Raw genomic sequence first — 14146 nt, forward strand, 5'->3', positions numbered from 1 at the left:
CCCATCACTCTCCCCAAAACGGTGCCGTGATGGCATCAGTATAGCCAGCCAAAAGAAGGGCCAACGTGCAGTGGCTCGCGGTCACCACGTGGCTGACGAATGATCGTTCCCGCTTGCAAGCAATGACGTTGACGCCCATCAGCGCCAGCCCTCGCGGGTACTTCGAGACGAGCTCCAGCCGCTTCAGCAGGCATACGGTTACGCATGGATCAATCACGCGCCGCAGATTTGCTCGACGCATCCCTGAATGCCTGCGACCTTCGTACAGCATGTCCGGACATCGATCCGTCGTATCCTACGCAGCTATATCTCCCCAGCTAGAAGGCACCCTCATGGACAAGGTTTATGCAACTGCGGCAAAAGCGCTGGATGGCTTGCTGTTCGATGGCATGACCATCGCGGCAGGCGGCTTCGGCCTGTGCGGCATCCCCGAAAACCTGATCGGCGCGCTGCTTGGCGCCGGAACCAAGGGTCTGACCATCGTCGGCAACAACGCCGGCGTGGACGACTTCGGCATGGGGCCTTTGCTCAAGACCCGCCAAGTGAGCCGCGTATTCGCCTCCTACGTGGGCGAGAACAAGGAATTCGAGCGCCAGGTGCTGGCCGGCGAGCTGGAGCTGAACCTGGTGCCGCAGGGCACTCTGGCCGAGAAACTGCGCGCCGGCGGCGCCGGCATTCCGGGCTTCTACACGCGTACGGCCTATGGCACCAAGCTGGCCGAAGGCAAGGAAACCAAGAAGTTCGGCGAGAAGGAATACGTGCTTGAAGAAGCCATCCACGCCGACGTTTCCATCGTCAAGGCATGGAAGGGCGACCGACTGGGCAATCTGGTGTTCCGCAAGACGGCACGCAACTTCAATCCGATGATCGCCACCTGCGGCAAGGTCTGCGTGGCCGAAGTGGAAGAGCTGGTGGAAGTGGGCCAGCTGGAGCCCGACCAGATCCACGTGCCGGGCATCTACGTCGACCGCATCATCCAGGGCGAGAAGTACGAGAAGCGCATCGAATTCCGCACCATCGCCGGTGCCAACACCGGCAAGGAAAGCCCGATCCGCATGGCCATGGCCAAGCGCGCCGCGAAGGAACTGCGCGACGGCTTCTACGTAAACCTCGGCATCGGCATTCCCACGCTGGTGGCCAACTTCATTCCGGAAGGCATGGACGTCACTCTGCAGTCGGAAAACGGCCTGTTGGGCATCGGCCCGTTCCCCGACGATGCGCACGTCGATCCGGACCTGATCAATGCCGGCAAGCAGACCATCACCACCTTGCCGGGCTCGAGCTACTTCTCCAGCGCCGAATCCTTCGCGATGATCCGCGGCGGTCACATCAACCTGTCGATCCTGGGCGGGCTGGAAGTGTCCTGCACCGGCGATCTCGCCAACTGGATGGTGCCGGGCAAGATGGTGAAAGGTCCGGGCGGCGCGATGGACCTGGTCAGCGGCGTGCGTCGCGTGGTGGTGCTGATGGAACACACCGCGAAGGACGGCTCGCCCAAGATCAAGAACGAGTGCGACCTGCCGCTCACCGGCAAGCAGGTGGTGGACCTGATCATCACCGACCTGTGCGTGTTCGAAGTGGCGAAGGGCAAGGGCCTTACGCTGATCGAAGTGCACGAAGGCGTAACGGTGGATGACGTGAAGGCCAAGACAGGGTGTGCGTTCGAGGTGCATCCGTCATTGCGTTGAGGTGACCTTGCATTTCCTTCTCCCCCGCGGGGTACGCGGGGAGAGCACGTGGACGTGCTCGGCTTTGAGGAGCGAGGAGAAGGTGGCCCGAAGGGTCGGATGAGGGGTCACGCTGATGCAGACGTTTTTCTGAGCGAATTTTAAGCGTGGGTCATCGCAAGAATGGCCCCTCACCCCAACCCTCTCCCCAAAAGGGAGAGGGAGCAGGAGCTTAGGCAGGCACCGGCAGCGGCTGCGGGAAACGAATCTCCGCCACGTAGCTGTTGCCGCCCTGCACGCGCAGATCGAGCGGCCAGGCGAAGCGTTCGCTGATGCGCCGCGCGATGGCGTATTCGAAACCCTGCTGCCCTGGCAGATGCGGATCGTGATCGGTACCGGCGGTGGCGCAAACGCTCACCACCCCCGGCAATACCGTGACCAAGACCGTGCCCTGCCCCGTGTATTGGCTGGCATGGCGAATCAATTGCCAGCACAGCACGGCGAACACACGCGGCGAACCATGCAAGGCGAACGCGGCCGGTTCTTCGAACTGCAATTCGATGGGATGGCCATGCAGCATTTCGCGCGCGTCGATCAATTCGTCGCGCAGCACGTCGTTCACCACGAAATCCTGTTCGCTCTGGCCGTTGTCGGCTTCGCGCGCGAGGATCAGCATGGCCTCCACCAGCGCTTCCATCTCGCGCGTGGCGCGGCGGATGCGCTCCACTGAGCGCTTGCCGAAATCGCTCAGTCCAGGCTCGTCCGCCAACATGTCGGTGGACATCTTGATCACGGTCAGTGGACTGCGCAGCTCGTGGCTGGCATCGCGGGTAAAGTTGCGCTCCCGTTCGTTGTAGCCCGCGATGCGGTTGGCAAAGCGATGAAAGCTGTGCGCCAGCATGGCCACGTCGGCATCGACGTGGCGGGGCAGCCGATCCGGCCGCAACGCCGCAGGATCGACCTGTCCTTCGTGCCAGCTGCCCACCAGTTGCGCCAGCACGCTGACGGAATGCCACGCCCGTTGCGCCGCCAGCCATGCGAGCGAGCTGACGATCACGATCAACGCAAGCACCGCACCTACCGGTGCCACGTCGTAATAACCCATCAGGCACGCCAACACGATCGCTACCAGCTGCAGGCCGAAAATCAGCAGCAGACGGCGATGGAATCCGCCGCGCGCAGACCGCGCGCGTTGGGTTGGCGCACCCTTTTTGGTCATGGGTATGTGGGGTTGGGCGTCAGGCGAAGTGGCTTGTTGCGGTCGTCTCGGAATTCAGGTCGGCCAGGCGATAACCGGCCGAATGGATCGTGTGCAGCAGCGGGCTCTGGAACGGTTTGTCGATCACTCGCCGCAAGTTGTAGAGGTGCGAGCGCAAGGTGTCGGAGTCCGGCAGAGTGTCGCCCCAGATCTCCCGCTCGATATCGCGCCGGCTCACCACCCGCGGCGATTCGCGCATCAGTATCGCCAACAGTTTGAGACCGATCGGTGAAACCGTGAGCTCCTGCCCGCTGCGGGTCAGGCGAAGGGTGGCGGTGTCCAGGGTCATGTCGCCGACGGTGAGCACTTCGCTGGATACCTGGCGGCGATCGCGGCGGATCAGTGCCCGCAGGCGCGCTTCCAGTTCGCGCACCTCGAACGGCTTGACCAGGTAATCGTCGGCCCCGGCTTCCAGGCCGATCAGCTTGTCCTCCAGCGTGTCGCGCGCGGTCAACATCAGCACCGGTGTGGATTTCTTCGCGTCGGAGCGCAGTTTGCGGCAAACATCCAGGCCATCGATGCCCGGCAGCATCAGGTCCAGCACCACCACGTCGTAGCTGTTGGACACGGCCAGATGCAGTCCGCTGACACCATCTTGAGCAAAATCAACGGAATAGCCACGGCGCTCGAGGAACTCTCCCACCATCTCGGCAATCTGGCGATTGTCTTCAACCAGCAGGATCAGTCCGGCATGCTCGTCACGTGAACTCATGTTCGCCTCGTTGGATACCGCAAAGTCTTCACATTTGTGAAGGCTAACGGTCCATGGCGTAAGCACAACGTGAATTTAAAAGGACAAAAACGTGGTGGCAGCGGCAAAAGCGCGTGTAAGTGCCTTATTTCAGCAACGGACCGAGCTGCGACCACACCGTATCGAGCACTTTTGGTTCTCCGGCCGCCACCGGATGAAGGCCGTCTTCCTGCATCAGCGAAGGATCGAGCGCCACCCCCTCGAGCAGGAACGGCACCAGCGCAACGTGCTTTTCACGGGCCAGATCGGCATAGATCGCACGCAGGCCATCGCGATAGCGCGGCCCGTAATTCACCGGCAGCTCGATGCCCAGCAGCAAAACCTTGGCTCCGGCGTGCTGGGATGCATCGATCATGGCCGCAAGGTTGTTGCGCAGATCGGGTAGCGCCAGGCCCCGCAGGCCGTCGTTGGCGCCCAGTTCGATCACCACGATGCGCGGGTGGTATTGCGCCAGCAGCGCCGGCAGGCGATGGCGCCCGCTCAGCGACGTTTCGCCGCTGATGCTGGCATTGACGACCGTCCAACCCGGCTCCATCTGGTTCAAACGAACTTCCAGCAGATGCACCCAGCCCGCTTCTACGGGAATGTTGTGCGCGGCGGACAGTGAGTCGCCCAGCACGACCAGGGTTTTCGCCGGCGCAGCCGCCAACGTACCGATACCGCAAAGCAGAACGAGCAGACAAAGGAAACGACGCATGAGTGGTGGTTCTCGTCCGGCCGCAGAGGGTTGTGTCCTCGAAGTGCGCGATGTTAGCAAGTCCGTCAACGGCCCCGAGGGCAGGCTGGATATCCTCAGCAACGTGGCGATGCAGGTCAGCCACGGCGAAAGCTTTGCCATCGTCGGCGCTTCCGGCTCCGGCAAGACCACCTTGCTCGGCTTGCTCGCCGGCCTGGACACACCCACGCACGGCAGCATCAGGCTGGATGGCCACGAGCTGGAACGGCTCGACGAGGAAGCGCGCGCGGATTTGCGCCGGCGCCTGGTCGGTTTCGTGTTCCAGTCGTTTCACCTGCTGCCGGCGCTGACCGCCGAACAGAATGTGATGCTGCCGCTGGAGCTGGAGGGCAATCCGGACGCCCGCGAACGAGCGCACGAAGCGCTCGAAGCGGTGGGACTCAGCGGACGCCGCAAGCATTACCCGGCGCAACTTTCCGGCGGCGAACAGCAACGCGTGGCGATCGCACGCGCCTTCGTGCATGGCCCGCGCATTCTGTTCGCCGACGAGCCCACCGGCAATCTCGACCGGCGCACCGGACGGCACGTCTGCGACCTGCTGTTCGCCCTCAATCGCGATCACGCCACCACGCTGGTACTGGTGACGCACGATCTGCAATTGGCCGAACGCTGCGTGCGCAGAGTGGAGCTGCAGGAAGGCAGGCTGGAGCCGCTGGCATGAAAATCCTGCTCCTGGCCCTGCGCAGCCTGCGCCGCGAATGGCATTTGCCTGAACTGCGCACCCTAGCCGCTTCGCTGGTGCTGGCCGTGGTGGCGCTGGGTGTAGTCGCCACGCTTACGACACGGATGGAGCGCGGTCTGCTGGCCAGCGCAGCCGAATTGATCGGCGGTGACGTGGGCGTGTCGGCACCGCAGGACATTCCCGATTCGTTTGCTGCCGCGGGCCGCGAGCGCAGCCTGGCGATCAGCCATACCGCCAGTTTTCCGAGCGTGGCTTTTGCACAAGACCAGAGCCAGTTGCTGGATGTGCTGGCCACCGATACCGACTATCCCCTGCGCGGCACCTTGCTGATCGGCGACGCGAGCGGACGTGCCGTGCAAGGCCACGGACCGGCAGCAGGCACGGTGTTGCTCGATCATCGCGCGCTGGTCGCTTTGCATCGCCGCGTCGGCGACGCCGTGCAGCTCGGCGGCAAGGATCTGCGCATTGCCGGCGAATTGGTGCAACAGCCCGATGGGGGCGAACTGATCGCGATGGCGCCGCGCGCGCTGATGAATCTGGACGATGCCCGCCAAGCCGGCCTGCTCGGCATCGGCAGCCGTGCACGCCACAGCCTGTTGCTGGCCGGTGCGCCGCGCGCCGTGCAGGGCTGGCGCAACTGGGCGAAGACGGCCACGCTTCCGCAAGGCGGCGAACTGATTACTCCCGAGCAAACCCAGGAGCGGATGCGCAACGCCTTTGATCGTGCCGGCTCCTTTCTGCGCCTGACCGCATTGCTCTCCGCACTGTTGTCCGGTGTTGCCATTGCGCTCGCATCCCAACGCTATGCGCGGCGCAAAACCGCGGAAATCTCGCTGCTGCGCGCACTGGGCACCTCGCGCCGGCGAGTGTTCGGCCTGTTGCTGGGCACACTGGGCGGGCTGGCGTTGCCGGCCGCGATCGTCGGCGTGCTGCTGGCGCTGGCCTTTGCGCAGGGCGCGTGGATGTTCGCCAGCCAACTGTTTGCCGGCGTGCCAACGATATTGCCGGTTTTGCCCTCGCTGGCAGCTGCCGGCATGGGCGTGGCGGTGCTGGCAGGCTTCGCCCTGCCTCCGCTGGTGCGCCTGGCCGATGTGCCGCCGGCCGCGGTCTTCCGGGCCAGCCTCGCTCGCCGCATCCGGCGCTTCGACGTGCTGTACCTGATCCCGGCCGCGGTGGCGCTCGCACTGATCTGGCGCCTCAGCGGCTCGGCCACGCTGGCCGGCATTCTCGCCGCAAGCCTGCTTGGCGTGGCCGTCGTGGCAGCCCTGCTCGCCGCTCTGCTGCTGTGGATGGCCAGGCGCATCGCACCGGGCGGCCACCCCGCACTGCGCCTGGGCATTGCCGCGCTCGCGCGCCGGCGCGGCCTGAGCATCGTGCAAGCCACGGCACTCAGCCTGGGCCTTACGGCCTTGTTGCTGCTCGCCATCGTGGCGCCTGCGCTGCTCGATGGCTGGCGGCAGGAGCTGCCTTCGGACACACCTAACTGGTTCGTGCTCAATCTGCAGGACGATCAACGCGCCGATTTCGGCAAGGCGCTTGCCGGCATGGGCGCCAACCAGCTCAACCTGATGCCGCTCGCGGTCGGCAAGCTCACCGCCATCAACGGCCAGCCGATCGACACGATCCACTTCAAGGACCCGCGCGCCAAGGAATGGAACGATCGCCAACTGCGCCTGTCCTGGTCCGATCAGCTGCCTGCATCCAACACACTGATCGCCGGCCAGTGGTTTGCGCCTCATCCGAATGAGCCCGAAGTTTCGGTGGACGTGATGTGGCGCGACATATACGGATTGAAACTTGGCGACACCATGCGTTTCGACGTGGGCGAAGGCCAGCTCGATGCGAAAGTGGCCAATTTCCGCAAAGTGGACTGGACGTCTTTCCGGGTGAATTTCTTCCTGTTGATGGATCCGCAGCACGCTAGCGCGCTGCCGCATACGTGGATCGCCAGTTTCTATCTGCCGCGCGGGCACACCGAAGCGCTGGCCGGGCTCTCCCGCGCTTATCCGAACCTGAGCCTGATCGACGTGGATGCCCTGCTCGATCGCGTGCGCGAGATCGTCCAGCGCGTGACCGCCGCCGTGCGCTGGGTGTTGGGTTTCAGCTTGCTTGCCGGCGCGCTCGTACTGGCCGCAGCGTTGGCTACCAGCGGCCAGGAACGACGCCACGAAGCGGCCCTGCTGCGCACGCTGGGTGCGCGCCGCGGCGTGCTGCGCGTCGCCGCGGCCTGCGAGTTTGCGTTGTTGGGCCTGATCGCGGGCATCACTGCCGCATTCGGCGCAACGGTGGGCGGATGGTGGCTGGGACGCAGCGTGTTTCACCTCAAGGATTTCATGCCGCATCCGGCGCCGCTGGCACTGGCCGCGCTGCTGGCCGCCTTGCTGGTGATGGTGCTGGGGCTGGCGGGTACGCGCAAAGTCACCCGCACGCCGCCGATGCGCTTGCTCCGCGCCGAGTAAAGACGGGAAGCATGTACGATGTTCTTCTCCCACCAGGAAGAACGCGCTCGTGTATACCCTCTATTACTCGCCGGGCACCGCCAGCATGGTCGTGCATCTGGCCCTGCTGGAAATCGGTGCGGACTATCGGCTGGAACTGGTCGACCTGAAGACGGAAGCGCAGGCTCGAGGCGATTACCTCAAGCTCAACCCAGCCGGCAAGGTGCCCACGCTGGTGATCGATGGCCGCCCGGTTTGCGAATCGGCGGCATTGCTCACCGTGCTGGCCGAACGCCATCCGGAAGCCAAACTGATTCCACCGCTCGGCACGCCCGAGCGCGATACCTGGCTGCAGTGGACGGTTTTTCTCAGCAACACGCTGATGTCGACCTATCGCTTGTGGTTCTATCCGCAGGAACTGGGTGCGCAGGAACATCCGCCTGAAATCCGCGCGGCATTGCAACGCAAGATCGAGAACACGTGGGATCAGCTCGAAGCGCATCTTTCCGCGCACGGCCCTTATGTGCTCGGCGCGAATTTTTCCGGGGTGGACCTGCTCCTGACAATGCTGATGCGCTGGTCGCGCAACATGCCGCGCCCTGCCACCGAATGGCCGGCATTGAAGCAGTTGGCGGATCGGGTTCGCGCACGCCCCAGCTGGAAACGGCTGTATGAGCTTGAAGACTTGAGCGAGTGGTAATGCCTATTTCAGGCGGCCAGTCACGCAAAACCACGAGCACGTGGCGCAACCGCCTGAAACGCGAATGGCTGCTGGGGTTGTTCGCAGTGATCGCCTTGATTCTCGCAGCGATCGACCCGCAGCCCATGGCGCGCTATCAGCAATGGCTGCAATGGCCAACGCTGTGCGGCTTGCTAGGCTTGCTGATCGCGATCCAGGGCATTCGCGACAGCGGGCTGGTTCAGCACGTGGCCGGCGCCCTGGTCGCACGCGTGCATACGTTGCGCGGCGTGGGCTTGCTGCTGGTAAGCATGACGGCCGTGTTGTCGACGGTGCTGACCAACGACGTAAGCCTGTTCCTTGTCGTGCCATTGACCGTCGCCATCGCCGGCATGTCCAACCTTCCGGCGTTGCGCATGGCGATTCTGGAAGCCTTGGCGGTCAACGCCGGCTCCACGCTCAGCCCGATCGGCAATCCGCAGAACCTGCTGATCTGGCAACACGCACAGGTACCGTTCCTGCATTTTGTCGGCGCCATGGCACCAACGACCGTGGTGATGTTTGTGCTGGTGGCTGCTTTGACCTGGTGCTGGCTGCCCAGGGATCGCGTGCAACTGCAAGCCGAGCGCCTCGATGGGCATCGAATCTCGGCGTGGCTGGCCACGCTCTCGCTGGCTGGCCTGGCGGTGATGGTGCTGATGATGGAATACGGCCGCGCACCGCTTGGCGCCTTGCTGCTGGTGCTGGCGTTTGCGTTTTTTTCGACGCGCAGCCTGGCGCGGATCGATTGGTTCCTGATGGCGACGTTCGCCGCCATCTTCCTGGGCCTGGGCCATTTCGCGGCTTTGCCGGCCATCGGCCGGCTGCTCGACGGCATCGCCTTCGACCGGCCGTGGGCGCTTTATCTGAGCGGTATCGCGAGTTCGCAGTTGATCAGCAACGTGCCGGCTACCGTGTTGCTGCTTGATCGTGCACCGAATGCGATGGCGCTGGCGGTGGCCGTCAATGTCGGCGGCTTCGGCGTCGCGATCGGTTCGCTGGCCAACCTGATCGCCCTGCGCCTGGCGAAACAGCCAGGCGCGATGCGGCTGTTTCACCAGGTTTCGATTCCGTTTCTATTGATCTGCGCGCCGCTGGTGTATCTGGTGACGAGATTATTGGCTTAGTCGTCGTCATCGTGCGGCACGTTGACGCTGCCGCCGATGTTGGAGTGAGTGACGTCGCCGCTGCCCTTGGCACCCACGGTAAGGTTGCCGCGGACATTGCGCACGGTGAGGTCGCCGGAACCGAGCGTACCGACGTCCACGCTGCCGCTGACCTGATCCAGCTCCACGTCGCCGGAACCTACGCTGCCGATGTGCACGTCGCTCCTGACCGTGGTGGCCTTCAGATCGCCGGAGCCGACGGAGCCGGCACGCAGGCTGCCGATATTGGCCACTTCCACGTCGCCCGAACCGGCGGTCACGGTAACCGCGCCGGAGATATCGTTGATGTGCAGATCGCCAGATCCAGTCTGTGCATTGACCTGGGAAAGCCCGCTGACATAGGCATCGCCGGATCCGGTGTTGACCGTGACCGGCATGCTCGAAGGAAGCTGGATCTGCAAATCCAGGTTTTCATAGGAGACGCCGAAGAAACTGACATCGATGTTGTTGTTGCCGCCCACGTCGATGATCAACTGATCGCCTTCGCGGTGCGAGGTCACCTGCAGGTTGCTGAGCTTGGACTCCGAGGAAGCGCAGGCGCGCCCGGTGACTTCGAGCGAGCGGGAATTGCCGCTACCCATCAGATGCATGTCGTGGCTGTGCAACTCGATCTGCACGCCGCGCACGCCGGAAAGGTCGTCGTGCAGATTGCGCGGCGCCGAATAGCGGCATTCGTCCGCGGCTGCGACCAGAGGAAGCAGCAGTAAAGGCATCAAGAGAACGAGGGTGCGGCGCATGGGAATCTCCGGTCGTTGTACGAATGCTCTGATGCCTGCCGGCGGGGAAAGGTTGCAACAACCGGCATCTCCCCGTGGATGACAAAAGTGCCGCCTCCGTCTTACCGTGCCGCGGCGAACGCGCGTAAGTGCCTAAAGCTTGGGTTCCTCCGCCTTTGCCCGGCGCCAAAGGGCTTCCTGCTGGGCCAAGTCCATGGCTTGCAAGGCACGCTCGTCTTCCGCGGCCAGTTGTTCCATCCTGCGGAAGCGCCGTTCGAATTTTGCATTGGCGTGCTTCAGCGCCCGTGCAAAATCCACCCTGGCATGCCGAGCCAGATTGACGGCCACGAACAACACGTCGCCGATTTCGTCCTCCAGTCTGGCCGGATCGGCACCGGCAGCGAACTCGGCGTCCACTTCGGCCAGCTCCTCATGCAGCTTTTCGATCACCGGCCGGTGATCCGGCCAATCGAAGCCCACCGTGGCGGCGCGCTGCTGCAATTTGAGCGCGCGCTGCCACTCCGGCTGCCCGCGCGAAACGCCGGCCAGCACGCTGGAATCGTGGGTATCGCCCTTGGCCGCACGTTCGCTTGCCTTGATCTCGTCCCAGGCGCGCTTCTGCTCGTCGAGGTCGGCATAGGTGACGTCGCCGAAGACGTGCGGATGGCGACGCAGCATCTTGTCGCTGATCGCGTGCGCCACGTCGTCGAAATCGAACAGCCCCTGCTCTTGCGCCATCTGCGCGTGAAAGACCACCTGCAGCAACAGGTCGCCCAGCTCGTCGCGCAGGTCCGGCCAGTCGCGGCGGTCGATGGCGTCGGCCACCTCGTAGGCTTCCTCGACGGTATAAGGCGCGATGGTGCTGAAATCCTGCTTGACGTCCCACGGACAGCCGCGCTCGGGATCGCGCAGGCGGGCCATGATGGCAAGGAGATCGGCGAGGCTGTGGCGGGTCGTCGTGCTCATGGCAGGCCGGCATCGCGCATGCGCGATGCCCAGTCGATGCCGCTGTCGCCCACCGCCAGGAATTCCGGGTTGATCACCGATTCGCCGCGGTTATAGCGCAACGACTTGCCGCTCAGGTCGAGCACGGCACCGCCGGATTCTTCCAGCACGCACTGTGCGGCGGCGGTATCCCATTCGCTGGTCGGGCCGCGGCGCAGATACACGTCGGCAGCGCCGCGGGCCAGCAGGCAGAACTTCAGCGAGGAACCCAGCGGTTGCAGCAGGTAGTCCTCGCCGAGCAGCCGGCGCATCACCGCTTCGGCCTGATCGCCGTGCGAACGGCTGCCAGCGGCCACCGGCGGATTGGCCAGCGTGCGGGTAAAGATGCGCTCCCATTCGGCATCCGCCTGCACCTGCCACCAGGCGCCGTGTCCGCGCGCGGCGGCAAACAGGTCCCCGGTCACTGGCGCCAGCACCACGCCCATGACCGTCTCGCCCTGCTCGATCAATGCAATGTTGACGGTAAATTCGCCATTGCGCTTGACGAACTCGCGCGTGCCGTCCAGCGGATCGACCAGCCAGTAGCGCGACCATCCGCGGCGCTGTTCCCAGGGAATGTGGCTGGCCTCTTCCGATACCACCGGCAGCACCGGATCGAGCTCGGCCAGGCCAGCCGCGATCACCTTTTGCGCGGCAAGATCCGCGGCGGTGAGCGGCGAATGATCCGCCTTGACCTCGACGTCGAAGTCCTGGCGGTAGACCTCCATGATGGCCTCGCCGGCACGGCGTGCCAATTGACCGATCTGGAGTAACAGGGGGAGATCGAGAGTATCGCTCACGTTCGTTGCAGACGTCCGGCTAGGAATTCGCGCGCCATGAACAACGCGGCGATGGAGCGGCCTTCGGTGACGTCGTCACGCGAGACCAGGGTATGCAGATCGGCGAGCTTCCACGGCACCACTTCGAGCGGCTCGGGCTCGTCGCCGGGGAGGCTTTCGGGATACAGGTCCTGCGCCAGCACGACGTGCGCCATATGCGTCATGTAGGACGGCGACAGCGAAAGGTTGTGCAGAATTTTCAGCGAACGGGCGCCGTAGCCGACTTCTTCCTTCAGCTCGCGGTTGGCGCCCTGCTCGACGGTCTCGTCGCGATCCAGCCGGCCCTTGGGCAGGCCCAGTTCGTAGCGCTCCACGCCCACGCCGTATTCGCGCACCAGCAGCACGGTTTCGTCGTCGATCATCGGCACGATGATCACCGCGCCCAGCCCGCTGCCTTTCAGGCGCTCGTAGACGCGGTGCTCGCCGTTGGAGAATTCCAGGTCGACCCGCTCCACGCGCAGAAAGCTGCTGGTATCCGAATCGCGCTTGGCATGAATGATGGGATAGCGTGGCATCGGGGGATTGTAAAGGAATCCGGGAATAGGGAATCGGGAGTCGCCGCATAGATGGAAGCGGCGAATGGCAGCGACACTTGTCGACCCCCGACCCCGATTTACGATTCCCGAAAGCGCGTCAATGCCTTGGCGTGGATGCCCGGCGTACCCGCCAGCACACTCTGCGTCTCGAGCGTCAGCCCCCGCCCCTCCAGATCGGTGAACACGCCGCCCGCCTCGCGAACGATCACCGCCAGTGCGGCCACATCGAGGATGTTGACGTCCGATTCGATCACCAGATCCAGGCCGCCGCGTGCCAGCAGGTGGTAATGGCAGAAATCGCCGTAACCGCGGATGCGGTTGCTGTCGCGGATCATCGCGCCCAGCACCTGCCAGCGCGCATCGGCCGTCAGGGTTTTCACGTTGCCGGTGGAAATCGAGGCCTGGGACAGGTCGGCGGTCGACGCCACCTGCACCCGCTCGCCGTTCAACCAGGCGCCGCCGCCGCCGCAGGCCCACATCGTTTCGCCGTAGACCGGGGCACTCGATACGCCAAGCACCAGCTCGCCACGGTGCATCAGGGCGATCTGGGTGGAAAAGAACGGAGTGCGGCGTACGAAGCTCTTCGTACCGTCCAGCGGATCGACCAGCCACAGCAAGCCGTCGCGGCTGCCATCCAGGCCGAATTCCTCGCCGTAAATCGCCGCTCCAGGCAGGGCCGGCGCCAGCACGGCGCGAATCGCCTGCTCCGCCTCGCGGTCGGCGATCGTCACCGGCGTGGCATCGGATTTGATCTCGACCTGTACGCCGCGCAGCCAGTAGTGGCGTATCACCTCGGCCGCTGCTTCCGCAGCGTCGCGTGCCGCCTTCAGCGCCACGTCCCATGGCTGGTCGTTCATGGATGTCCCGTCGTGTGGAGTTGAGCCAGACCGCCACGATAGCGGAGTTGCACGCTGCCGTCCGTAGTACGGCCGCCGAATCCTCGCAGCCATTGCAGCAGCGCCGGATTGCCGCTGCGCGGCCGCATGTTGAACTGCAGATCCCAGCCCAGCGGACTGAAAGATAGCCGTCCAGCCGTCTGCAAGGGACCACTGCCGTCATCGTCCAATGTCGCGCGCAATACGCCGGCCTGCGCACGGATAACCAGCCGTGCACCGCCCAGCGGCACCGTGCCCTGCGCGGTGCGAAGCGCAACGTGCGAGAAGGTACCGGCAGCGTCCACATCCATAGGCCAATTGCTCTGCAACAACGCGTGATCGACGTGCAGATCCAGTTGTCCCGACGGTTGCCCGTGCAGCACCGGCTGTTGGCCCAGCATGGAAAGATCCAGGTGCAAGACGATGTCGTGCCAGTCCTGTTGCGTATCGGAAAGGCAATGCATCTGTCCCTGCACCTGCAAGCGAGGCTGACGAAGATCCAGCCCCAGCAGCACGTCTCCCAGCAAGGCCCGGCGCGAAAGCGTCCAGTCCAGTTGGCCCAGGTCCGTGCCATTGGCCGCCACGACCTGGCCGGCGCGACCTTGCCACACGGTGCCGGAGACCTGCTGCAGCCGTACGCCGCGCAAGCGCGAGGACATCAGCAACAGGGCCAGTTGCGCCGGCATGAACCACACCAGCAGCGCCAACACGAGTATTACAGCCGCCAGGCCGATCAGCGGCGCACGCAAACGTTTCATGGATGTTCCGCGAGAGGACGGG

At 64.3% G+C, this 14146-nt stretch carries 15 protein-coding genes; 5 read left to right on the plus strand and 10 right to left on the minus strand.

All coding sequences use genetic code 11. The features are described 5' to 3' along the window. Positions 1-4: 4 nt before the first annotated feature. Entirely contained in the window at positions 5-271 is a 267-nt protein-coding gene (locus tag ISS99_RS21580; RefSeq protein WP_204633650.1) for a hypothetical protein, read from the minus strand. 61 nt (positions 272-332) lie between these two features. Between ISS99_RS21580 and ISS99_RS23590 the strand changes: the two genes are divergently transcribed. Continuing rightward, a complete protein-coding gene (locus tag ISS99_RS23590; RefSeq protein WP_204633651.1) occupies positions 333-1688 on the plus strand; it encodes a 3-oxoacid CoA-transferase in 1356 nt (451 codons plus the stop codon). Between the two features lie 211 nt (positions 1689-1899). Here ISS99_RS23590 and ISS99_RS21590 read toward each other — a convergent pair whose 3' ends face one another. The 3 genes from ISS99_RS21590 to ISS99_RS21600 form a co-directional block, all read right to left on the minus strand. Further along, the gene (locus ISS99_RS21590) at positions 1900-2886 is read right to left on the minus strand and encodes a sensor histidine kinase (protein WP_204633652.1); all 987 of its coding nucleotides are present in this window, start codon (positions 2884-2886) and stop codon (positions 1900-1902) included. 19 nt (positions 2887-2905) lie between these two features. Continuing rightward, positions 2906-3637 (minus strand): response regulator transcription factor, encoded by a 732-nt coding sequence (locus ISS99_RS21595; protein ID WP_204633653.1) that lies wholly within the window; start codon positions 3635-3637, stop codon positions 2906-2908. Between the two features lie 124 nt (positions 3638-3761). Next, on the minus strand, positions 3762-4373 hold the full coding sequence (locus ISS99_RS21600) for an arylesterase (RefSeq protein ID WP_204633654.1): 612 nt from the start codon (positions 4371-4373) through the stop codon (positions 3762-3764). Between ISS99_RS21600 and ISS99_RS21605 the strand changes: the two genes are divergently transcribed. Genes ISS99_RS21605 through ISS99_RS21620 form a run of 4 tightly spaced genes read left to right on the plus strand, consistent with a single transcriptional unit; the run spans position 4372 to position 9377 of the window. Continuing rightward, the gene (locus tag ISS99_RS21605) at positions 4372-5073 is read left to right on the plus strand and encodes an ABC transporter ATP-binding protein (protein ID WP_204633655.1); all 702 of its coding nucleotides are present in this window, start codon (positions 4372-4374) and stop codon (positions 5071-5073) included. The genes ISS99_RS21600 and ISS99_RS21605 overlap by 2 nt on opposite strands. Next, the gene (locus tag ISS99_RS21610) at positions 5070-7553 is read left to right on the plus strand and encodes an ABC transporter permease (protein ID WP_204633656.1); all 2484 of its coding nucleotides are present in this window, start codon (positions 5070-5072) and stop codon (positions 7551-7553) included. The genes ISS99_RS21605 and ISS99_RS21610 overlap by 4 nt, the downstream gene beginning before the upstream one ends. 49 nt (positions 7554-7602) lie before the next feature. Further along, positions 7603-8232 carry a glutathione S-transferase family protein gene (locus tag ISS99_RS23705; RefSeq protein WP_204633657.1) on the plus strand — a complete coding sequence of 210 codons (630 nt, stop codon included), beginning with the start codon at positions 7603-7605 and terminating at the stop codon, positions 8230-8232. Beyond that, positions 8232-9377: an SLC13 family permease gene (locus tag ISS99_RS21620; RefSeq protein ID WP_204633658.1), complete on the plus strand. Its 1146-nt coding sequence runs from the start codon at positions 8232-8234 to the stop codon at positions 9375-9377. The genes ISS99_RS23705 and ISS99_RS21620 overlap by 1 nt, the downstream gene beginning before the upstream one ends. Here the strand turns inward: ISS99_RS21620 and ISS99_RS21625 are convergent. From ISS99_RS21625 to gspN, 6 genes are all read right to left on the minus strand, one after another. Next, positions 9374-10153 (minus strand): DUF4097 family beta strand repeat-containing protein, encoded by a 780-nt coding sequence (locus tag ISS99_RS21625; protein ID WP_204633659.1) that lies wholly within the window; start codon positions 10151-10153, stop codon positions 9374-9376. The two genes, ISS99_RS21620 and ISS99_RS21625, sit on opposite strands and share 4 nt — an antisense overlap. A gap of 132 nt (positions 10154-10285) precedes the next feature. Beyond that, complete coding sequence (gene mazG, locus ISS99_RS21630) at positions 10286-11098, minus strand: nucleoside triphosphate pyrophosphohydrolase (protein ID WP_204633660.1); 813 nt, start codon at positions 11096-11098, stop codon at positions 10286-10288. Continuing rightward, positions 11095-11916, minus strand: coding sequence for a 3'(2'),5'-bisphosphate nucleotidase CysQ (gene cysQ, locus ISS99_RS21635; protein WP_284343654.1), 822 nt, complete (start codon positions 11914-11916; stop codon positions 11095-11097). Before cysQ ends, mazG begins: the two co-directional genes overlap by 4 nt. Further along, on the minus strand, positions 11913-12470 hold the full coding sequence (gene nudE / locus ISS99_RS21640; RefSeq protein ID WP_204633661.1) for an ADP compounds hydrolase NudE: 558 nt from the start codon (positions 12468-12470) through the stop codon (positions 11913-11915). The genes cysQ and nudE overlap by 4 nt, the downstream gene beginning before the upstream one ends. A gap of 98 nt (positions 12471-12568) precedes the next feature. Next, on the minus strand, positions 12569-13348 hold the full coding sequence (locus tag ISS99_RS21645) for an inositol monophosphatase family protein (RefSeq protein ID WP_204633662.1): 780 nt from the start codon (positions 13346-13348) through the stop codon (positions 12569-12571). Next, the gene (gene gspN / locus ISS99_RS21650) at positions 13345-14124 is read right to left on the minus strand and encodes a type II secretion system protein N (RefSeq protein WP_204633663.1); all 780 of its coding nucleotides are present in this window, start codon (positions 14122-14124) and stop codon (positions 13345-13347) included. Before gspN ends, ISS99_RS21645 begins: the two co-directional genes overlap by 4 nt. Positions 14125-14146: the final 22 nt, after the last annotated feature.

The sequence above is a fragment of the Dyella mobilis genome, assembly GCF_016904945.1.
Taxonomy (GTDB): domain Bacteria; phylum Pseudomonadota; class Gammaproteobacteria; order Xanthomonadales; family Rhodanobacteraceae; genus Dyella_B; species Dyella_B mobilis.

Coding starts and splice junctions, on each gene's coding strand:
- ISS99_RS21580 (WP_204633650.1), bottom strand. CDS start 271: ATGCTGTACGAAGGTCGCAGGCATTCAGGGATGCGTCGAGCAAATCTG.
- ISS99_RS23590 (WP_204633651.1), top strand. CDS start 333: ATGGACAAGGTTTATGCAACTGCGGCAAAAGCGCTGGATGGCTTGCTG.
- ISS99_RS21590 (WP_204633652.1), bottom strand. CDS start 2,886: ATGACCAAAAAGGGTGCGCCAACCCAACGCGCGCGGTCTGCGCGCGGC.
- ISS99_RS21595 (WP_204633653.1), bottom strand. CDS start 3,637: ATGAGTTCACGTGACGAGCATGCCGGACTGATCCTGCTGGTTGAAGAC.
- ISS99_RS21605 (WP_204633655.1), top strand. CDS start 4,372: ATGAGTGGTGGTTCTCGTCCGGCCGCAGAGGGTTGTGTCCTCGAAGTG.
- ISS99_RS21600 (WP_204633654.1), bottom strand. CDS start 4,373: ATGCGTCGTTTCCTTTGTCTGCTCGTTCTGCTTTGCGGTATCGGTACG.
- ISS99_RS21610 (WP_204633656.1), top strand. CDS start 5,070: ATGAAAATCCTGCTCCTGGCCCTGCGCAGCCTGCGCCGCGAATGGCAT.
- ISS99_RS21620 (WP_204633658.1), top strand. CDS start 8,232: ATGCCTATTTCAGGCGGCCAGTCACGCAAAACCACGAGCACGTGGCGC.
- ISS99_RS21625 (WP_204633659.1), bottom strand. CDS start 10,153: ATGCGCCGCACCCTCGTTCTCTTGATGCCTTTACTGCTGCTTCCTCTG.
- mazG (WP_204633660.1), bottom strand. CDS start 11,098: ATGAGCACGACGACCCGCCACAGCCTCGCCGATCTCCTTGCCATCATG.
- nudE (WP_204633661.1), bottom strand. CDS start 12,470: ATGCCACGCTATCCCATCATTCATGCCAAGCGCGATTCGGATACCAGC.
- ISS99_RS21645 (WP_204633662.1), bottom strand. CDS start 13,348: ATGAACGACCAGCCATGGGACGTGGCGCTGAAGGCGGCACGCGACGCT.
- gspN (WP_204633663.1), bottom strand. CDS start 14,124: ATGAAACGTTTGCGTGCGCCGCTGATCGGCCTGGCGGCTGTAATACTC.